We start from the raw sequence: 19,645 nt of genomic DNA, 5'->3' as shown, positions 1-19,645 counted from the left end.
GGGCGGGCTGACCCCACAGCTTTACGGAACGTACTCTGTGCCGGGTGAAACCAGTGACGCGTCTTGTTCTTTTCGGTGCGCCTATAGCCATCGTCGTTTCTGTTCTGTTCAGCAGCGGCGACTCCGACCTGCCCCCGAGCTCCCCGCAGCCGACGGAAACGGCTGAGGCCGCCGCGCAGACGGAGAGCCCCGGCCTGAGCGCCGAGAACGACGAGAAGATCGCCGGACTGCCGCCGGGGCTCGCCGCTCCGGCGATGAAGGAGATCGCCTCCCGGCTGGTGAGCAGCGCCGAAGCCTCGACCCTGGACTGGCGCAGCCAGTACGGGGCGATCGAGGACGTCGGTGACGGCACCGGCTACACCGCGGGGATCATCGGTTTCTGCTCCGGTACGAACGACATGCTGCAGCTGGTCGAGGCCTACACCGAGGACCATCCGGACAATCCGCTCGCCCCGTTCCTCGCGGCGCTGCGCGAGGTGGACGGCACGGACTCGCACGAGGGTCTGGACCCCGGCTTCACCGACGCGTGGAAGGCGGCCGCCGAGGACCCGGCGTTCCGCACGGCTCAGAACACGATGCGGGACAGGCTCTACTTCGAACCCGCGGTGCGACTGGCGAAGCTGGACGGTCTCGGCACCCTGGGGCAGTTCGTCTACTACGACGCGATGGTGCTCCACGGGCCCGGCGTCGAGGCGGACGGCTTCTACGGCATCCGGGACGCCGCGATGGCCTCGGCGGACACGGCTGCGGAGGGCGGCGACGAGGCGGAGTACCTCGGCGCGTTCCTCGACGAGAGCCGGTCCGCGATCCTGGCGCGGAAGGTCCAGCGCGACACCACCCGGATCGACACCGCGCAGCGGGTGTTCCTGCGGGAGGGCAACCTCGAGCTCAAGAAGCCGCTCGTGTGGCAGGTGTACGGCGAGACGTTCCGCATCCCGTAGGCGCACGGTCTCCGGCCGTCAGGCCTCGTCGCGACGGCCTCTGCGGAGCCGGTCCCGCTCCTTCTCCGAGAGTCCGCCCCACACGCCGAAACGCTCGTCATGGGCGAGGGCGTACTCGAGGCAGGCCAGCCGTCCCTCGCAGGCGTTGCACAACTGCTTGGCCTCGCGGGTCGAGCTGCCCGGAGCCGGGAAGAAGAACTCGGGTCCGGCCTGGGCGCACAGCGCCGTCTCCTGCCAGGAGAGCGCGTCGTCGGTCATCATGGTGTTGATCGGCATGGGGCACACGGTGCCCCACGCCGATAAACAAGTGATCAATGAACCATCAACGAACTCGGCGCCGGCCGGTTCCGGTCAGCTCGGCGGCATCGGGGCGGGCTTGATCACCGCGAACGCCGCGCCCGCGGGATCGGCGACGTTGGCGATCCTGCCGACGTTCTCCACGTCCATGGGCGCCAGGGTCACGCGGCCGCCCAGCCGTTTCGCGTCGGCCAGCGTCGCGTCGACGTCCTCCACCGCGAAGTACGGAAGCCAGTGCGGCCCGGCAGCAGCCTCGCTGGGCACCTCGTCGATCCGCACGAGCCCGCCGAAGGAGGAGTCGGCGCCCGCGCTTCCCGCGGGGCGGACCATCGTGTAGGAACCCCCGGGGTACGTCATGTCCTCGGTCTCCCAGCCGAAGACCGTCTTGAAGAAGGCGGCGGCCGCGGGCACGTCCGGGGTGTAGAGCTCGGACCAGATCAGCGAACCCGGCTCCATGATCATGTCCAGGCCGGTGTTCGTGCCCGGCTGCCACACGCCGAAGTACGCGTCGGCGTTGTCCTTGAAGCCGCCCATGCGGCCGTAGTCGAGTACATCCATCGGAGGGAACGCCGCGGACCCGCCGGCCTTCTCCACCGTCCGGGCGGTGGCATCCGCGTCGGGGGTCTGGAAGTAGACGGTCCAGGAGGGCTTCCCCTGGTCCTCGGGCACGGTCATGACGCCGGCGACCGTCTTGCCCCGCAGCTGGTACGTCCCGTACCCACCGGTCTCCGGTCCGCCGGGCACCAGCTCCCAGCCGAAGAGGCCCTGGTAGAAGGCCGTGGCCGCGTCGAGGTCGGGTGTGCCGAGGTCGGTCCAGTTGGGGGCGCCGGTGACGAATTCGGGGTCGAGCATGGTGTGCTCCTCGGGCGAGGCGGAGTCTCGCTCGCCCATCGTGCGGGCATTTCCCTGACCCACCGAGTCTTGCACCGGGCACTGACAACCGCAGCCCGCGCAGGGCGACCGGGTACCCGCCCCCGTGCCCCGGTCCCGTTGCGCGCCCGCCGGACCGGCCGTGTGCGGCTTCGGGTCCGGCCGGGCGCTGCGGGTGTCAGCGTGTGACGCCGAGTGCCGGAAGCACCGTTTCCGCCACCCGGTAGGCCTCCTCCAGGAGCGGGTTCCCGGACAGGATGAAGGTGTCGACACCGAGGTCCTCGAACTCCTTGAAGCGTTCGACGACCTGGGCCGTCGAGCCGACGACCGCTGTGCCGGGGCCCGGACGGAACAGGCTCATGCCCGGCCACATGTTGGGGTGCGTCTCCAGTTCCCGCGCCCTGGCCGGGACCTTGCCGCCGTGCTGGCGGAACTGGCGCTGCCAGCCCACCCCGTCCTCGCCCGCCCGGTCGCCGAGCATGCGGGCGTACGTCGCCTCGCTCGTGACGTCCAGCAGCCGGTCGGCCGCCGCCCACGCCTCGTCCTCCGTGTCGCGGACGATCAGGTGGAGGCGCAGCCCGATGCGCAGGGTGCGGCCGTACGCGGCCGCCCGCGCCCGCACCCGCTCCAGCTTCTCCTTCAGCAGGTGCGGCGGTTCGCCCCAGGTGAGGAAGACGTCGACGTGCTCGGCCGCCATCTCGATGCCGGGGGCCGACGAGCCGCCGAACCAGAGCGGGATGTGCGGGTCCTGGACGGGCTTCAGCTCACGGAACGAGGCGCCCGCGTTCTTCAGGTCGTAGAAGCGGCCCTTGTGGTCGAAGACCTCTCCGGCCGTCAGTCGTTTCACGATCGACCAGTACTCGGCGCTGAGTTCGTACCGCTCGTCGTGCTCCACGTGGAGTCCGTACTCCTGGAGCGACTTCGTGGAGCCGTTGACGACGTTGAAGCGCAGCCGGCCGCCGAAGAGCTGGTCGAAACTCAGCGCCATCTTGGCCAGCAGCGTGGGTGAGATGAGTCCGGGGTGAACCGCGAGCAGTGGTTTGAAGCGGGTGCTCGTGGAGGCGGCGAGTGCGCTGCCCAGCGGCCAGACGTCGTACAGGTCGGTGGCGAGCAGGGCACCGCTGTAGCCGAGCTGTTCCACGGTTCCGGCGAGCCGGCTGAGGTAGCCGAGGTCGGCGGTCCGCCGCCCTTCCGGCTCCCAGGGGTACGCGCCTTCGCGCGGGATGATGTACCAGAGGACTTCGGTCGCCATGCCGCTCAGGCCGCCTTCGTGCCGGAGGCGGAAGCGGCGCTGACGGCCTCGGTGTCCGCGTGTGCCCGGGCGGTGGCGACCTCGACCGGCCGGTCGATGAATCCGGTGCGGTGGAAGATGTCGGCGGCTTCCTGCTGTTCGGCGATGAACGCGTCGCTGACGGACTCGATCCTCCACGGCAGGGCGCGCAGGGCGGTCTCCCAGTCGTCGGCGCTCCCGCCCAGGTCGGCGGCGGCGATCTCGGCGGCGGCACGGGGGTTGGCGGCCGCCCAGTCGTCGGCGCGCTGGAGTGCGCGGGTGAGGGCGTCGATGATCTCCGGCCGGTTCTCGGCGAGTTCGCGCCGGGTGAAGAAGACGGACCGGTCGGTGATCACGTCACCGGTGGCGACCAGGGTGCGCAGCCCTCCGGTCCTGCGCGCGGCCGCCAGCTGCGGTCCCTGGGCGACCCATGCGGCGATGTCGCCGGAGCGCAGCAGCTGTTCGCTGTCGTCGGTGCTGCGGACCGCGGTGATGTCGTCGGCGTACGAGAGTCCGGCGTCGTCCAGGGCCTTGGCGACCAGATGGGTCTGCCAGGACCCGATGGCGAGGTGGACGGTGGTGCCCCTGAGGTCGGCGACCGTGCGGACGGGGCTGTCCACCGGGACGAGGAGCGCGCCGTGCTCGGGGCGCGGGGCGGACACGGCGGTGTAGACGAGGTCGTGGCCGGCCGCCTGGGCGGTGACCGGCGGGGTGGATCCGGTGCCGCCGAAGTCGATGACGCCCTGGGTGAGGAGCTCACCGGTGCGGACCCCGTTGGTGTACGGGTGGAAGGCGACCGTCTCGCCGAGAGCGGCCAGCTCCTCCTGGGCGATGCCGAGGCGGGAGAGGTGGTACAGGTGGAAGAGGGACGGGTTGCTGCTGTGGACACCGATGGTGATGGTCATTCAGATCACTCCGACTTCTGCAGTTTCGACGGGGGCGGGGGCAGGGGACGGCGACGGGGCGGGAGCGGGGGCGGCATCGACGCCGAGGTCGTTCAGCAGTCGGCGGCGCAGTGCCGCGAACGCGGGATCGCCGGGGTCCCGCGGCCGGTCGACGGCGACGGTCTCGTCGGTGACGAGCTTCCCGTCGCGGAGCACGGCGACGCGGTCCGCGAGCCGTACGGCCTCGTCGACGTCGTGGGTGACCAGGAGGACGGCGGGGCGGTGCTTGCGGCACAGCTCCCCCACCAGGTCCTGCATCTTCAGCCGGGTCAGGGCGTCCAGGGCGGCGAACGGCTCGTCCAGCAGGAGCAGTTCGGGCTCACGCACCAGCGCCCGGGCGAGTGCCACGCGCTGGGCCTCGCCTCCGGAGAGGGTCGCGGGCCAGGCGTCGGCGTGCCGTTCCAGGCCGACTTCGGCGAGGGCCCTGAGCCCGTGGGCGGAGCGGCTGCGCGGCAGGGCGACGGTCACATTGGCGAGGACCTTCTTGGACGGTACGAGGCGGGGCTCCTGGAAGACGATGGTGCGGGCCTCGGGGACGAGCACCTCTCCCGCGTCGGCGCCGTCCAGTGCTCCCAGGATGCGGAGCAGGGTGGTCTTGCCGCTGCCGCTGGCACCCAGCAGGGCGACGAACTCGCCCCGCGCGATGTCGAGCCGGAGACCGTCGAGCACGGCCCGGGTGCCGAAGACCCGGCGCAGTCCGCGCACCCGTACGGCGGGCCGCTGTGTTCCGTCGGTCATCGTGTCCCTCCTTGCGGGGACCGCCAGGGCATCAGGACGCGTTCCAGCAGCCGTACGAGGATGTCGGCGGCCAGGCCCAGGAGGCCGTAGATCAGGATGCAGACGGCGAGGATGTCGGTGCGTGCGTAGCTCTGCGCCTGCGACATCAGGTAGCCGATGCCCGCGGTGGCGTTGATCTCCTCGGCGGCGATGAGCGCGATCACGCTGAGCGTCATGGACAGCCGCAGTCCGGCCAGGAGGGACGGGAGGGCTCCGGGCAGGACGACCTCCCGCACGATGGCGAGCCTGCTCATCCCGAAGCTGCGCATGGCCTCCACGAGCTTGGGGTCGGTGTTGCGCACGCCGCTCGACGTGGACACGTACATCGGGAAGGTGGTGGCGACGGCGATGAGCAGGATCTTGGCGGTCTCGTTGATCCCGAACCAGACCATGAACAGGGGGACGAGCGCGAGGAAGGGGATGGTGCGCAGGGTCTGGAGCGAGGAGTCGAGAAGCTCGTCGCCGAGCCGGGTGAACCCGGTGGTGATCCCGAGGACCAGCCCGGCGGCGAGCCCGAGGAGCAGGCCGGTCCCGGACCGGGTCAGGGAGGTGGTGAGCGCGTCGGGCAGCTGCCCGTTCCCCCACAGTTCCCCGACGGCCCGCAGGACCTCCGCGGGCGATGCCAGCACGTCGGGGGTGAGCACCCCGGTGGCCGAGGCCGCCCACCACAGGACGAGCAGGGCCACCGGTCCCAGCGCGCGGACGGTCAGGGCGAAGGAACGGCCCCGCGGGGTGCGGAGTTGGGGCCGGGGGGTGACCAGGCCCTCGGTGGCGGCCCCTTCGGCGACCGCGCTCATGTCAGCTTCTCGACGTCGAGGAGGTGGGCCGCGACATCGACCTGTCCCTTGGTGACCTTCTGCTCCGCGTAGAAGGCGGCGACGGCCTCGAAGCGTTCGATGTCCTCGGGGCCGATCGGGTCGACCGTGCCGCCCTTGGCGATGATCGCCCTCTGCACCTCTTCGGCCTTGCCGGTGACGGCGGTGGGGCCGACGTCGGTGAAGACGTTCAGGTAGGCGGCGGGATCCTTCTTCTCCCGGACACTGGCGTCGTGGAGGTACCGGTACAGCGCCTTGACGATTTCGGGGTACTTCTCGGCAAAGCCCGTACGCACCGCGTTCAGGCTGTAGTTGTCGGAGCCGATGGCGGCGCCGTCGGCGACGAAGTGGGCCTTGCCGCTGCCGATCTCGGCCACGGCGTAGGTGGCCCAGACGGCCCAGGCGTCGACCTTGCCCGCGTTGAACACGGCGGCGGTCTGGTCGGGGCGCAGATAGACCCGCTCGACCTTGTCCGCCGGGATACCGGCCTTGGCGAGCGCCTTGAGCAGCAGGTACTCCCCGGTGCCGCCCTGGTTGACGGCGACCTTCTTCCCCACGAGTCCGGCGACGGAGTCGATGCCCGAACCGTTGCGGACCAGGATTCCCTCGCCGGCCGCGTCGGGGTCGACCGCGGTGAAGAACTTGAAGCCGGGGCGCTGGGCGAGGGAGGTGACGCCCGAGGTGATGGAGCCGGTGGCGAAGTCGAGCTGGTCGGCGTTCATGGCCTGGGCGGCCGGCGCGAAGGGTCCCGCGCTGCCGGTCCACTCCACCTTGGCACCGGCCTTGCCGAGGGCCTTGTCGAGGCTGCCGTCCTTCTTGCCGACGGCGAGGACTCCGGAGTTGCCGGGGTCGGGAATGCGCACGGTGACGGTGCTCGCGGCGCCGGTCCCGCTGTCGGCCTCGGACGTGCCGCAGGCGCTGAGGGCAAGGAGCGCGGTGACCGTGAGGAGTGCGGGGGCGAGGGCCGTACGGCCCGGTCGGTGCGGGTTCATGGTGACAGTGGTCCTCGGGGTTCGGGGGTGGACGTGGGGACGGGCTGGAGCCGGGCGAGGGCTGCTGCCCTGCGCAGCGGTGCGGGGTCGGCCCACGCCGTGACGTCCACGGGCTCCGGGAGGAAGCCGTGGGCGCGCAGCGCGGTCTCCTGCTCGGCGAGCAGGCCGAGCCGCTCGGCCGACAGGTCGGGGTGCAGGGTGAGATGGGTGCCGGGCCGGTAGGCGCCCGCGACGCCGTCGGCGCCCGCGCCGGTCTCGGCACCGAGGATGCGGTCGACCTCGGCGGGATGACCGGTGGCCCAGTCGGCCGCTCGGAGCAGGACGGCGAGGAAGCGGTCGACGAGCCCGGGGTGCTCGTCCAGCAACTGCTGATGGACGGTGATGGGCCGGGGCGTTCCGTTGTTGACGCGGAACCGGCGGTCGGGCAGCTCGTCCAGTTCCACGGCGACCTCGGCCCCTGTCCTGCGGGCCGCTTCGACGGCCAGGGCGCCCTTGACGTACACCGCGTCCACGTCACCGCGTCGCAGCGCGTCGAGTTCGGCGGCCCACTGGCCGTGGTGCGCGTCGGCGGGCACGTCGACGAGTGCGGCGTCGTCCAGGGTCAGGCCGGCGGACCCGAGAGCGCCCTCGAATCCGCGCAGCGCCATGGCCCGCCAGAAGTCGATGGCCAGGGTGTGGGAGGGGACGGCGAGCCGCAGTCCGCGCAGGGCGTCGGCGCCCCTGGTCCCGGATCCGGGAGCGACCAGTACGGCCTGGCGTTCCTCGATCCAGGTCAGGCCGATCAGCCGGGTCCGCTCACCACGCGAACGGGCCCAGAGGGCGGGTACGTTGCCGCCCTCCCGGAACAGTCCCGGCAGGGCATGGGTGAAGTGGGCGCCACGGTCGGCGTCGGGGTCGGCGTCCTGGAGGGAGCGCACGGCGATGCCGTCGGAGGCGAACTCGTCGCTGAGCCACTGCCGGTCGGCGGCGATGCCGGTCGCGGTGGGTACGGGACAGCGGGTGAACCAGAGGGTCCTGGGCAGGACGGCGGAACGCGTCATGGAGTCTTCCCGAAGGGTCGGCGAAGCAGGAGGGGCGCGGGCGAGGCGTCCGGCACCGGCACGGGCCGCGGCGCCGCGGGGAACGCTCCGGAAGGAACACCGGGTGCGGCGGGGCGGGAGGGCGGCCGGCACCGGCCGGCGGGAGCGCCGGCGAAGAGGTGAAGGGGCTGCGGGGGTTCAGCGACAAGCGGCGCTGGAGACGCGTGCCAGGTCGATGTGACGGCGCAGCGTGAGGGCGAGCCGGACCGGAGCTGTGGTGCCCGGGGTCGTGGCGCGGGGGCCTGCCATGGCACTGCTCCTTTCCGTTCGCCGGTGGTGAGGGCTGCAGCCTGCCACGGGCCGACCCGTGTTCACAACTGGCTTCCCATCATGTGGGATTGACTGTGAACAGAGTGTTTCACGGTCTCGTTCAGCCCTCTCTTCCCTCCCGTAATGTGGCAACCATGGGGGCCCGCGGGTCCCTTCCCCCCACGCGAGCGGAGAGTGGAACGACATGACCGAGGCCGCGGCGGTGCGTGCGCACGGCGGAGCCCAGGCGGTGCTGCGTGCACTGGACGTCCTGCACTGCTTCCACGACAACGGCGCCGACCTGAGCGCCTCCGACCTGGCCCGGCGGCTGGAGCTCTCCGTCTCCACGGCCCACCGCCTGGCCCGCACCCTCGTCGGTGCGGGCTTCCTGGAGCAGGACGCGCGCACGTCGCGCTACCGGCTCGGCCCCGCGGTGACCGAGCTGGGCCGGCTCTCGTACCACCAGCGGGGGCTCCATCTGGCCGCCCCCGAGCTGACCGACCTGGCGGAGCGCACGGGGGCGACGGCCGACCTGGCGCTGCGCAGCGGCCCGCACGCGGTGATCGTCGCCGGCGGCTCGGTGACCCCGCACACGGGGTTGCGCAGACCGCTGCACTCGACGGCGTTGGGCAAGGTCCTGCTGGCCTGGGCCCGGCCGGGCGAGAGCGGACCGGCCGCGCTCCCGCCCCTGCGCGCCTTCACCGACCGCACGATCGTGGAACCCGCGCTGCTGCAGGCCGAGTTGACGCGTGTACGGACCCAGACGTACGCACTCAACGACGGGGAGTCGGCACTCGGGGTGCGCACTCTGGCCGTCCCCGTGCTGGACGGCTCCGGCCACGCGCGCTTCGCGCTTGCCGTGCGCGCCACCCCGTCCGTGATCACGGACGAACGGACGGACTGGTTCCTCGAACAGGCACGGTCCTGTGCGCGCGCGCTGGAGGTGCTGCTGCTGACGCCGGCCGAACGCAGGCCGCCCGCCCCGTGATGGAAGGCTCCGCCCCCGGCCCGTGCGACGATGTACCCCGCCCGGGAAGGTGACGGGCACTCGTTCACCGAGGGGCTGCGGGACAGAAGGACTGCGGGACAGAAGGACCTACATGACACAGGCCGGACCCACGGGCGCGGACGCGCCCACGGGAAGAGCCGCCCGTGAGCTGCTCGAGGACGCGGACCGGCTCGTCACGACGGCCCGCGCGGTCCTGGACGACCACGTCCGGGCCGTCGACAGCGCACGCACCGCGCTGGTCCCCCTCCTCGACTCCCTCGTCGGCCGGGAGCTGGCCGCCATCCCCCTCGCCCGGCTCGGGGACGTCACCGAGGGGCGGCTGCGGCTCGGCGCGCTGGAACAGGCCGGTTACCTGACGGTGGGCCAGGTCCATGACACCGGGCGCTACGAGCTCCGCCAGATCCCCGGTGTGGGGGCGCAGACGGCGGACCGGGCGCTGGCAGCCACCCGGCAGATCGCGCACGCGGTCCGGGACACCGTCGCCGTACGGATAGACGTGGACGCCTCGGACGCGGCCACGACCGCGCTGCTCATCGCCCTGCACCGGCTCGTCGAGGCGGGTCCCGACGCACGCCGGGCCACGACCGCCGCCCGGCGGCTCGTGACGGAGCTGGAAGCGCCCCTCGCGGCTGCCGCACCGGCACGCAGCAGGCTTCGCATGATGTTCGCGGGACGGGCGGCCCGTGCGCAGGTGCTGGCGGCCGTCGCCTCCGTACGGTCCGCCGTGGAAGCGGCGGCCGCGCGTGAACTGCGGCTGCTGTTCGGACAGGTCTCCGTCGATCTGCTGCGGGGACCCGCGTCCGAGGCCGAGGCGTGGGTCGACTTCGAGCTGCGGTCGGCCGAGTACTACAGCCTGCTCGCCGAGTTGTCCGCCGCCGGACCCGACCGGGACGCCGCCGAGGGATTCCTGCCCGCAGGGATCGCGGACCGGGTGCGCGGACTGCGGCTCGACGACACACACCTGAGGGTGTCGCTGCGCGGCTACCAGTCCTTCGGCGCCCGCTTCGCCCTCGCCCAGAAACGGGTGATCCTCGGGGACGAGATGGGGCTCGGCAAGACCGTCCAGGCCATCGCGGCGCTGGCCCATCTCGCGGCACGGGACGAGACCCACTTCCTGGTGGTGTGCCCGGCGAGCGTACTGATCAACTGGAGCCGGGAGATCCGTGCCCGCTCCACCCTGCGCGCCGTGCCGGTGCACGGCCCCGAGCGGCAGGACGCGTTCGCCGAGTGGCGCGAGAAGGGCGGCGTCGCCCTGACCACGTTCGACGCGCTGTACACCCTGCCCGAGGGGCCGGCCTGCGGGGTCCGGCCCGGCATGGTGGTGGTCGACGAGGCGCACTTCGTGAAGAACCCCGCCACCCGGCGCTCCCGTGCCGTGACCGGCTGGACGGGCCACACCGAACGGGTCCTGTTCCTCACCGGCACCCCGATGGAGAACCGGGTGGAGGAGTTCCGGAGCCTCGTGCGCCAGCTGCGGCCCGAACTGGCGCCGTCCGTCACCACCACGCACGGCATCGCCGGTTCGCACGCCTTCCGCAGAGCCGTCGCGCCCGCCTATCTGCGGCGGAACCAGGAGGACGTCCTGAGCGAACTCCCCGCGCTGGTCCAGGCGGACGAGTGGGAGGAGTTCTCGGCAGGTGATCTCGAGGCCTACCGCGAGGCGGTCGCCGCCGGGCACTTCATGCGGATGCGCCGTGCCGCGTACGCGCGTCCTGAGACCTCGGCGAAGCTGAACAGGCTGTGCGAGCTGGTCACGGAGGCCGAGGACAACGGGCTCAAGGTCGTCGTGTTCTCGTACTTCCGCGACGTGCTCCGGACCGTCGGGGAGGCTCTGGGCGACGGGGTGTTCGGTCCGGTCTCCGGGAGTCTCCCGGCCGCGCGCCGCCAGGAGCTGGTCGACGCGTTCGGCGCGGCGGACGGGCACGCCGTCCTGCTGAGCCAGATCCAGGCCGGTGGCGTCGGGCTGAACATGCAGGCGGCCTCGGTGGTCATCCTGTGCGAACCGCAGATCAAGCCCACGATGGAGCACCAGGCCGTGGCCCGGGCCCATCGCATGGGGCAGATACGGACGGTCCAGGTGCACCGGCTGCTCGCGGCCGACAGCGTCGACCAGCGCATGCTGGAGATCCTCGCGCGCAAGGACCGCCTCTTCGACGCGTACGCGCGGCGCAGCGATGTCGCCGAGGCGACGCCCGATGCCGTCGACGTGTCGGACGGGGCGCTCGCCCGGCTCATCGTCGAGGAGGAGCAGCGGCGGCTGACGGCCTGAGAGGCCGTCGGTGGCGTCCGGGAGCTCAGTGCTCGTGGGCGTCCGCCGCGCCGGCCGCGTGGTGCGGCGGGTCGTAGCCGGGGACCGTGCCGTCGGCCTTGGCGACCAGGAACAGTCCGGCCATCCCCATGTCGGAGTGGCTCTGGACGTGGCAGTGGTACATCCAGGCACCTGCTCCCACGTGTTCGCCCGCGATGACCTGGAAGCCGAACGAGTCGGCGGGCCCGCAGATCTTCGTGTCGACGACCCGGCTCGGGTCCTCGGGGCCGGTGAGCAGCCCGGTCCTGTTGTCCGCCCAGCGGTGCCCGTGGATGTGGAACGTGTGGTAGTACTCACCGTGTGTGATCATCACGACCTCGACCCGGTCGCCCACCGTGGCCTCGAAGTTCGGGCTCTCGTGGGCGGCCTTGTTGTTGATCGTCATGTCGTTGAAGACGATCGTGAGCGTCTTGTCCGGAAGGATGTCTCCCTTGCGCCTGACCACGAGGGGCCCGTAGAGCCCCTTGCGGATGCCGCCCGTGCCGTGATCCGTGCCGACGACATGGTCGTGGTAGTGCCAGTAGCCCGCGCTGCCCGCCTGCCAGGTGCCGTCCTTGCGGCGGCCCGGGGCGTGGGTGCGCCAGGTGTACGTACGGGTGCCGCCCGGTTCGACGTGGCTCCGGTTCATCCGGGTGCCGTCGCTCGCGATGTCGTAGTCGACGCCGTGGACGTGGAGGCTGGCGTCGACGTCCGTGGTGTTCTGGAACTCGATGTGCAGCGTGTCGCCCTCGGTGATCTCGATGAGCGGTCCCGGGATCGAGGCCTTGCCCTTCTCGAAGCCGTAGCCCATCGAGCCGTCCGCCAGCTTCTCGGCGTACAGCTTGAGGTGGCGGACGGCTCCTCCCGCGGGGGCGGTCCTCGGCGGGTTCTCCGCCGAGCTCGCCTGCACCGCGCCGAGCGACATCGATGTCACCCCGGTCGCCGCCGCCACACCGCCGCCCACCAGCATCCGCCGGTTGAAGGTCCTTCGGTCCATGTCGAACTCCCCACTGCGATACGGAAACTGACGCGCTGTTCCCCGGGACGGCCCACACCGTAGCTGTGGGAACCATGTTTATCCACACTCAGGACAAAGTTCGTTCGATTGCTGCCATACCTATTGGCGAGTCGCGAAAAGAGGTCTAGCTTCGTGCGCTGTTGCAGTGACCACAGAGTTGCAGTGACCAGAGCAGTGACCAAAGAGGGGTGGGTGACCACATGAAGCGCACACCACATCACAGGTCCAGATCGCGGCGTGGCCTCGCGGCAGCGGTGGCGGCCGGCGCACTGACCGCGTCCCTGCTGGGCGGCAACGCGGCCAGCGCCAGACCCTATCCGGACCCAGGACTCAAGGAACGCGTGGCGACAACGTTGTCCCTTCCCTCGCCGCCGGGCGGGGCCGACGTCAAGGTGCTGGTCTTCCACGCCTCGGCGGGCGAGGAGTCGCCGACCGTGGACGCGGGGATCGCGGCCATCGAGAAGATCGGGCTCAGCGGCCCGGAGGCCGGGCGCTTCAGGACCGTCGCCACGGACGACGCCGGGGTCTTCACCAACGGCAGGCAGCTCGGCAAGTACAACGCGGTCGTCTTCCTGACCGGCGGCGGCGATGTCCTCGACCCGGAGCAGGAAGCGGGCCTCGAGGCGTACATGGAGGCGGGCGGCGGTTTCCTCGGCATCCATGACGCGGCGCGCACCGAGCCGTACTCCGACTGGTTCACGGGCCTGGTCGGCGCCCGCCCCACGGCGGACAGCCCGGCGAACGTCCAGCGCGCCACGGTCGAGATCGGGGACCGTCAGCACCCCGCGACGAAGAACCTCCCGCTGGAGTGGAAGCGCCCCGACAAGTGGCTGAACTGGAAGGACAATCCGTCCGGCGACGTGCACACCGTGGCCCGCGTCCGCGAGATCACGTACACGCCCGGCGCGAGCGCCAACGGCTGGGACCACCCGGTCTCCTGGTGCCGTGACTACGACGGCGGCCGGTCCTTCTACACGGGCATGGGCGGTACGGTCAGCAGCTTCGCGGAGACGGACTTCCGCGACCATCTGCGGGGCGCGCTGGCCTGGACGAGCCGCACCTCCCAGGCGGACTGCAAGGCGACGATCGACGCCAACTACACGGCCGAGCGCCTCACCCAGCCCAACCAGCCCGGCCAGAACGACCAGATCGGCGAGCCGCACGGCCTCGTCACCGCCAAGGACGGCCGGGTCTTCTACATCGGGCGCGGCGGCGCCGACGGTGACCAGCCGGTCGTCACGGACTGGAACAACCCGGACATCGGCAAGGGCCAGGGCGAGATCCACGTCTACGACCCGGCGACCAAGAAGGTCACCCTCGCGGGCAAGCTGACCGTCTTCGGCAACAAGGGCGGCGGCGACGAGCTGGTCAAGGTGGAGGAGGGACTGCTCGGCATCGAGCTGGACCCGGACTTCGCCACCAACGGTTGGGTGTACCTGCACTACACACCGCACGCGAAGATCGACCGCGACAAGCAGATGGCGGTGCGTCAGGTCTCGCGCTTCACGTTCGACCCGGCCACGAACAAGCTGGACCTGGCCTCCGAGAAGGTGCTGCTGCACTGGCCGGTCCAGATCCACAGCTGCTGCCACGCGGGCGGCGGCCTGGCCTGGGACTCGAAGGAGAATCTCTACATCGCCACCGGGGACAACAACTCCTCCGGTTTCAGCGACGGTTACTCCGGTAACAACCCCCAGCCGAACTACAAGGGCGTGTCGTTCGCCGATGCCCGCCGCACCGCGGGCAACACCAACAACCTCAACGGGAAGATCCTGCGGATCCACCCCGAGGACGACGGCACCTACACCCTGCCGGAGGGCAACCTCTTCACGGGCAGGGAGCCGGACGAGGGCGGCGGCAAGACCCGCGGCGAGATCTATGTGATGGGTGTACGCAACCCGGCCCGGATCTCCGTCGACAAGGCCACCGACACGCTGTACGCCGGCTGGGTCGGCCCGGACGCAGGCTCCCCCAGCACCACGTGGGGACCCGCCAAGTACGACACGTTCGCCGCCATCACCAAGGCCGGCAACCACGGCTGGCCGTACTGCATGGGCAACAAGCAGCCCTACCGGGACCGCAATCTGCCGGATCCCACCAAGCCGCTGGGCTGGTACAACTGCGACGCCCCCAGGAACGAGTCGCCGAACAACGACGGCCTCGTGAAGCTGCCGCCGATCACGTCCAACACCATCTGGTACTCGCCCCAGGGCGGCGGCGTGGACTACCCGCGCGACGCCAACGGCATCCCGAGCTACAAGGTGGCGGACCAGAAGCAGCTCCTGCCCTGGCTCAAGGGCGGCGGCCAGGCCACGATGAACGGCCCGGTCTACCGCTACGACGCGACGAGCACGAGCGAGGCCAAGTGGCCCTCGTACTGGGACGGCAAGTGGTTCGTCGGTGACTTCTACGACGACACCCAGCCGCGGCACGCCGTGCTCACCGACCCGAAGACGGTCGGCAAGGGCGGCACCCCCACGCACGCCGAGTCCCTGAAGAAGATCATTCCGGTCGGTGCGGACGGTATCCGCAACCTCATGGACTGGAAGTTCGCCCCCGACGGTTCGCTCTACGTCCTGGACTACGGGCGCGGCTTCTTCACCTCCGACTCCAAGTCCGCGCTGTGGCGCGTGACGTACAAGGGCGGCGGCCCGACCCCGGCCGCCTCCGACCTGGCCAGGAAGGCGGCAGCGCAGTGAGACACCCTTCACTCCTCGCGCGACAGCGTTACGGACCCGCCCGGTTGTGGCTGGCCCTGCTCGGCTCGTTCCTGATGGTCCTGGGGCTGACGTCGACGGCCGCGTACGGACGCGACGACGACCGTCCCGCGGCCGCGGCCGACCAGGTACTCAACTGGACCGCGGGCGATCCCATCGACCACTACCTGTCGGCACCCAAGACAGCGGTGGCCGGCCCGGCGACCATCGTCTTCGAGAACAGCACCGCCACGGGCAACACGACGGGCATGCCGCACACGCTGACCTTCAGTGTGTCGGACGTGGAGTTCAACAACGACGTCCCGTTGAACATCCTGGCCAACCCGAGTGACAGCTCGGGCGGCAAGCACAGCGTCGAGGTCACCCTCACGCCCGGCCGGTACTTCTACCACTGCACCATTCCCGGCCACGGCTCGATGCAGGGCATCCTCACCGTGACCGAGGGCGGCGGCGGTGAGGACACCACCGCACCCGAGACCTCCGCGACGGTGAACGGCGACAAGAACGCCGACGGCGCGTACATCGGTCAGGCCACCGTCACCGTGGCGGCGACCGACGCGGGTTCGGGCGTGGACACCGTCGAGTACGCGATCGGGGCCGACGGCGCCTGGCAGCCGTACACGACGCCCGTCGTCGTGAACGAGGTGGGGACGCACACGGTCCGCTACCGCGCCACCGACAAGTCCGGCAACGCGGCAGCCGAGAAGTCCGTCGACTTCGCGGTCGCGGCACCGCCCACGGACGACGAGACGCCGCCGGAGACCTCGGCGACCGTCTCGGGCGAGAAGGACGACGCGGGCGCCTACCTGGGCATGGCCACGGTCACCGTGACCGCGTCCGACACCGGGTCCGGCGTCAACACCATCGAGTACGCGATCGGGGCGGACGGCGCCTGGCAGGCGTACACCGCACCCGTGATGGTGCACGAGGTGGGGACGCACACGGTCCGCTACCGCGCCACCGACAAGTCCGGCAACGCGGCAGCCGAGAAGTCCGTCGACTTCACCGTCGTCGAGCCGCCGTCACAGGATCAGACACCTCCGGAGACCTCCGTGGCGGTGGAGGGCGACAAGAACTCGGACGGCGCGTTCATCACCAGCGCCAAGGCCACGGTGACCGCCACCGACGCCGACTCGGGCGTGGAGAAGACCGAGTACTCGCTGGACGGGGGCCCGTACCTCGCGTACACCGCGCCCGTCATCGTGGACCGGGTCGGGTACCACACCTTCGCCCACCGGGCGACGGACAAGGCCGGCAACACCTCCGCGGCGAAACAGGCGTCGTTCACCATCGCCGAGAGCGGCGGGGTCCCTGCGCCCAACTGCCCCGAGTTCGACGAACGGCTCACCGTCATCGTCGGCACGGTCGACACGGGTGTGCCCAACCGGGTCACCGGGAACCGCTGCACGATCAACGAGCTGATCGAGGACGAGAAGGACTGGTCCTCGCACGCGCTGTTCCTCAAGCACGTCGACAAGGTCCTCGACAAGCTGCTCGCCGACGGGGCGATCGACGCCCGTGAGCACAAGAAGATCTACCGGGCGGCCAAGCAGTCCGGCATCGGCAGGCCGGGCCAGGACGAGGGCTACCGCAAGCTGTTCGACGGCACAGCGGAGTCCCTCGCCAAGTGGCAGCACGTGGGCGGCGGGAAGTTCGGGCTCAACGCGGAGGAGGGGTCCATCACGAGCTCCACCTCGGTGGACGGGATGGGAATGCTGTGGTTCCCGGCCCGCCAGTACGGCGACTTCTCGCTGAAGCTCCAGTGGCGTGACGACGCTCCCGGTGCGGGCAATGCCAACGGCGGGGTGTTCGTCCGCTTCCCGGACGTCCGTGACCACCCGGAGGAGTCGCGCCCGGAGTGGGTCGCCATCAAGTACGGCCATGAGATCCAGGTCAACGACCGGCCCGACGGCGACATGTACAAGACCGGGTCCGTCTACGGCTTCGACCGCGTGGGCCTCGGCGGCGCGGGGGTCACCCCCAAGGGCACCTGGAACGACTACGAGATCCGGGTGGTGGACCAGCACTACTCGGTCTACCGCAACGGTGTCCTGCTGAACGAGTTCGACAACACCGGCGGTCAGCTCTTCGAGCCTCCGCGGGGCGACGACCCGGGTACCGACGGCCGGCGCTACAGCACCGGTTACATCGGGCTCCAGGTCCACAGCACCACGGACGTCATCTCCTACCGCGACATCCGCATCCAGGAGCTGTAGCACCGGGGAGCGCTCAGGGGGCCGCGGCCGCATGCTCAGGCATGTGACCGCGGCCTCCGGGGTGCCGGTGGCGCCACACCCAGAACACGGTGCAGGACACCAGCGACCAGGCCGCGAGCACCAGATACGGGAAGACGAACTGGTGGCCCTGGTAGTAGACAGCCGTGTGCTGGGCGTTGACCGAGGCGCCCGGCGGCAGCCAGCGGCCGATGTGCCCGAGCAGCGAGGGCAGCAGCGGCCAGGACACCGCGCCGCCCGACGAGGGATTGCCGAGCAGCACCATGACACCCCAGGTGGGGATCATCGCCCAGCGCCCCATGAGGGTGTTGAACATGGTGAAGACCATGCCCGAGGTGAACATCGTGAACGACAGGATCAGCCAGGACTGGACGAACGGGAGGTCCACCGCGCCCAGTCCCCAGTCCACGACGGCCGCGATGGCGAAGCCACCGAGGAGCGAGTAGCCCAGGGTGAACGCGATGCGCTCCAGCGGAAGCAGCTCGCGGGCGTGCACGCTGAGCTGGATCGCCCCGAGGAAGCCGATGATGACGGCGGCGAGCGAGATGTAGAAGAGGGCCAGCCCGCGCGGGTCACCCTTCTGCAGGGGCTTGACGTCCGTGACCGCGAGCGGGATGCCGAGGGTGTCCGCGACCTTCACCCCTGTCTCGGCGAGGAGTTCCGCGACGGTGGCGCCGGACGCCGCGGCGACGTCCATCGCCACCCCGTCGCCGACCGTCCGCAGGATCACGAAGACCTTCTGTTCGTCCAGCGCCTCGCGTGCCTCGGCCCGGGTCCCGTACCTGTGCAGTTCCAGGGAGGTGTCGAGCGCCTTCTCCATGCCGTCGACGAACGCCTTGCCGCGCGCCACGTCGGCGCCGCTGAGCACGGCGGCAGGGATCCGGTGCGGGGTGGGGTTGGCCATCGCGTAGGTGTACGAGCCCGCGAAGAGTCCGGCCGCGGCGGCCAGGATGAACAGCAGGACCACCGCCGGGAAGTAGGGCGACTGCTTGTACGCCTCCCACTTCTCGCGCCGCGTCGGGGGCCTGCCGTGCGCTCCGTGCTCAGCCGTGTGTCCGGCGTTCATGCCTCGTTGCCGTCGTCGTGCCGGGCGCGGCTGGGCTGCACCCGCTTCGGTTCGCCGGGCATCTTCGGGTACTCCGGCGGATAGGGCAGGTCGCCGAGCTTGTGTTCCTGCTCGTCGCGCGTGGCCAGCTCCAGCAGCGTGTCGAGCCGGAAGGCGTGGTCGTCCATGTCGGCGTGCAGGTCGCCCACCTCGGCGAACCGCACGGGCATGGTCCGGATGTCGAAGTCGCGCGGCTCTGCGTCGTCGATCTCCTCCCAGCGCAGCGGAGCGGAGACCGGGGCGTACGGGCGGGGGCGTACGGAGTAGGCGGAGGCGATGGTCCGGTCGCGGGCCGTCTGGTTGTAGTCGACGAAGATCCGCTCGCCTCGCTCCTCCTTCCACCACGCGGTGGTGACCCGGTCCGGCATACGGCGTTCGAGTTCGCGTCCCACGGCGATCGCGGCACGCCGGACCTGGGTGAAGGTCCACTCGGGCACGAGGGGCACGAAGACGTGGATGCCACGCCCGCCCGAGGTCTTGGGCCAGCCTCGCAGCCCGTGGTCGTCGAGGACGGACCGCAGTTCGTGGGCCGCCCTCACCGCATCGGCGTAGTCGGTGCCGGGCTGCGGGTCGAGGTCGATGCGCAGCTCGTCGGGGTGGTCGGTGTCCGCCCTGCGTACGGGCCAGGGGTGGAAGGTCAGGGTGCCCAGGTTGGCCGCCCAGAGGACGGCACCGATTTCGGTGGGGCACATCTCGTCGGCGTGACGGCCGCTCGGGAACTCGATGCGGGCGGTGGGGGTCCAGTCGGGGAGGTTCTTCGGCGCACGCTTCTGGTAGAAGAAGTCGCCCTCCACACCGTCCACGAAGCGCTGGAGGGTGGTCGGACGCTCGCGCAGGGCGCGGAGGATCCCGGGCCCCACGGCCAGGAAGTACTCGGCCACGTCCCTCTTGGTGTAGCCCTTCTCGGGGAAGTACACCTTGTCCGGATTGGACAGCCGTACGGGCCGTCCGTCCGCTTCCAGCTCCACCGCTGCTCCCATGTCGGCCACCGTAGGCCGGGCTCACATATGCCGCATATCGGGAGACGTGTTCCGTGGGACA

The 19,645-nt window shown here is 70.8% G+C and carries 17 protein-coding genes; 5 read left to right on the top strand and 12 right to left on the bottom strand.

Going from position 1 to position 19,645, the window contains the following annotated elements; all coding sequences use genetic code 11:
* Positions 1 to 53 precede the first annotated feature (53 nt).
* A complete protein-coding gene (locus ACFQ6X_RS08720; protein ID WP_383178176.1) occupies positions 54 to 941 on the top strand; it encodes a chitosanase in 888 nt (295 codons plus the stop codon).
* Between the two features lie 18 nt (positions 942 to 959).
* Here ACFQ6X_RS08720 and ACFQ6X_RS08715 read toward each other — a convergent pair whose 3' ends face one another.
* The 9 genes from ACFQ6X_RS08715 to ACFQ6X_RS08675 all read right to left on the bottom strand — a co-directional run bounded on the left by ACFQ6X_RS08715 (position 960) and on the right by ACFQ6X_RS08675 (position 8,234).
* A complete protein-coding gene (locus tag ACFQ6X_RS08715) occupies positions 960 to 1,217 on the bottom strand; it encodes a WhiB family transcriptional regulator (RefSeq protein WP_383177988.1) in 258 nt (85 codons plus the stop codon).
* Between the two features lie 75 nt (positions 1,218 to 1,292).
* Positions 1,293 to 2,090 (bottom strand): VOC family protein, encoded by a 798-nt coding sequence (locus ACFQ6X_RS08710; protein ID WP_383178173.1) that lies wholly within the window; start codon positions 2,088 to 2,090, stop codon positions 1,293 to 1,295.
* A gap of 196 nt (positions 2,091 to 2,286) precedes the next feature.
* On the bottom strand, positions 2,287 to 3,360 hold the full coding sequence (locus tag ACFQ6X_RS08705; protein WP_383177985.1) for an LLM class flavin-dependent oxidoreductase: 1,074 nt from the start codon (positions 3,358 to 3,360) through the stop codon (positions 2,287 to 2,289).
* A 5-nt stretch (positions 3,361 to 3,365) separates the two neighbouring features.
* Complete coding sequence (locus tag ACFQ6X_RS08700) at positions 3,366 to 4,283, bottom strand: ABC transporter substrate-binding protein (RefSeq protein ID WP_383177983.1); 918 nt, start codon at positions 4,281 to 4,283, stop codon at positions 3,366 to 3,368.
* Positions 4,284 to 5,060: an ABC transporter ATP-binding protein gene (locus ACFQ6X_RS08695; protein ID WP_383177980.1), complete on the bottom strand. Its 777-nt coding sequence runs from the start codon at positions 5,058 to 5,060 to the stop codon at positions 4,284 to 4,286.
* Positions 5,057 to 5,896 (bottom strand): ABC transporter permease, encoded by an 840-nt coding sequence (locus tag ACFQ6X_RS08690; RefSeq protein WP_383177977.1) that lies wholly within the window; start codon positions 5,894 to 5,896, stop codon positions 5,057 to 5,059. Before ACFQ6X_RS08690 ends, ACFQ6X_RS08695 begins: the two co-directional genes overlap by 4 nt.
* Entirely contained in the window at positions 5,893 to 6,906 is a 1,014-nt protein-coding gene (locus ACFQ6X_RS08685; RefSeq protein ID WP_383177974.1) for an NrtA/SsuA/CpmA family ABC transporter substrate-binding protein, read from the bottom strand. The genes ACFQ6X_RS08690 and ACFQ6X_RS08685 overlap by 4 nt, the downstream gene beginning before the upstream one ends.
* Positions 6,903 to 7,946: an ABC transporter substrate-binding protein gene (locus tag ACFQ6X_RS08680; RefSeq protein WP_383177971.1), complete on the bottom strand. Its 1,044-nt coding sequence runs from the start codon at positions 7,944 to 7,946 to the stop codon at positions 6,903 to 6,905. The genes ACFQ6X_RS08685 and ACFQ6X_RS08680 overlap by 4 nt, the downstream gene beginning before the upstream one ends.
* Positions 7,947 to 8,123: 177 nt before the next feature.
* A complete protein-coding gene (locus ACFQ6X_RS08675) occupies positions 8,124 to 8,234 on the bottom strand; it encodes a putative leader peptide (RefSeq protein WP_329205412.1) in 111 nt (36 codons plus the stop codon).
* A gap of 205 nt (positions 8,235 to 8,439) precedes the next feature.
* Between ACFQ6X_RS08675 and ACFQ6X_RS08670 the strand changes: the two genes are divergently transcribed.
* Together ACFQ6X_RS08670 and ACFQ6X_RS08665 are read left to right on the top strand one after the other, a co-directional pair.
* Complete coding sequence (locus ACFQ6X_RS08670) at positions 8,440 to 9,222, top strand: IclR family transcriptional regulator (RefSeq protein ID WP_383177968.1); 783 nt, start codon at positions 8,440 to 8,442, stop codon at positions 9,220 to 9,222.
* 112 nt (positions 9,223 to 9,334) lie between these two features.
* The gene (locus ACFQ6X_RS08665) at positions 9,335 to 11,512 is read left to right on the top strand and encodes a DEAD/DEAH box helicase (protein ID WP_383177965.1); all 2,178 of its coding nucleotides are present in this window, start codon (positions 9,335 to 9,337) and stop codon (positions 11,510 to 11,512) included.
* 25 nt (positions 11,513 to 11,537) lie between these two features.
* On the opposite strand, the gene ACFQ6X_RS08660 is transcribed toward ACFQ6X_RS08665, so the two are convergent.
* Positions 11,538 to 12,527, bottom strand: coding sequence for a multicopper oxidase domain-containing protein (locus ACFQ6X_RS08660; RefSeq protein WP_383177962.1), 990 nt, complete (start codon positions 12,525 to 12,527; stop codon positions 11,538 to 11,540).
* 221 nt (positions 12,528 to 12,748) lie between these two features.
* Here ACFQ6X_RS08660 and ACFQ6X_RS08655 point away from each other — a divergent pair, with 221 nt between their 5' ends.
* Together ACFQ6X_RS08655 and ACFQ6X_RS08650 are read left to right on the top strand one after the other, a co-directional pair.
* The gene (locus tag ACFQ6X_RS08655; RefSeq protein WP_383177959.1) at positions 12,749 to 15,247 is read left to right on the top strand and encodes a ThuA domain-containing protein; all 2,499 of its coding nucleotides are present in this window, start codon (positions 12,749 to 12,751) and stop codon (positions 15,245 to 15,247) included.
* Positions 15,244 to 17,481, top strand: coding sequence for an OmpL47-type beta-barrel domain-containing protein (locus ACFQ6X_RS08650; protein WP_383177956.1), 2,238 nt, complete (start codon positions 15,244 to 15,246; stop codon positions 17,479 to 17,481). The genes ACFQ6X_RS08655 and ACFQ6X_RS08650 overlap by 4 nt, the downstream gene beginning before the upstream one ends.
* A gap of 13 nt (positions 17,482 to 17,494) precedes the next feature.
* Here the strand turns inward: ACFQ6X_RS08650 and ACFQ6X_RS08645 are convergent, their stop codons facing one another.
* Both ACFQ6X_RS08645 and ligD read right to left on the bottom strand, forming a co-directional pair.
* Positions 17,495 to 18,565, bottom strand: a complete 1,071-nt coding sequence (locus ACFQ6X_RS08645; protein ID WP_383177953.1) for an ABC transporter permease — start codon at positions 18,563 to 18,565, stop codon at positions 17,495 to 17,497.
* A complete protein-coding gene (ligD, locus tag ACFQ6X_RS08640; protein ID WP_383178170.1) occupies positions 18,562 to 19,572 on the bottom strand; it encodes a non-homologous end-joining DNA ligase in 1,011 nt (336 codons plus the stop codon). The genes ACFQ6X_RS08645 and ligD overlap by 4 nt, the downstream gene beginning before the upstream one ends.
* Positions 19,573 to 19,645 lie beyond the last annotated feature (73 nt).

The organism is Streptomyces sp. NPDC056452 (assembly GCF_042796085.1).
Lineage (GTDB): Bacteria > Actinomycetota > Actinomycetes > Streptomycetales > Streptomycetaceae > Streptomyces.
This window is presented reverse-complemented; position numbering and strand designations above follow the sequence as displayed.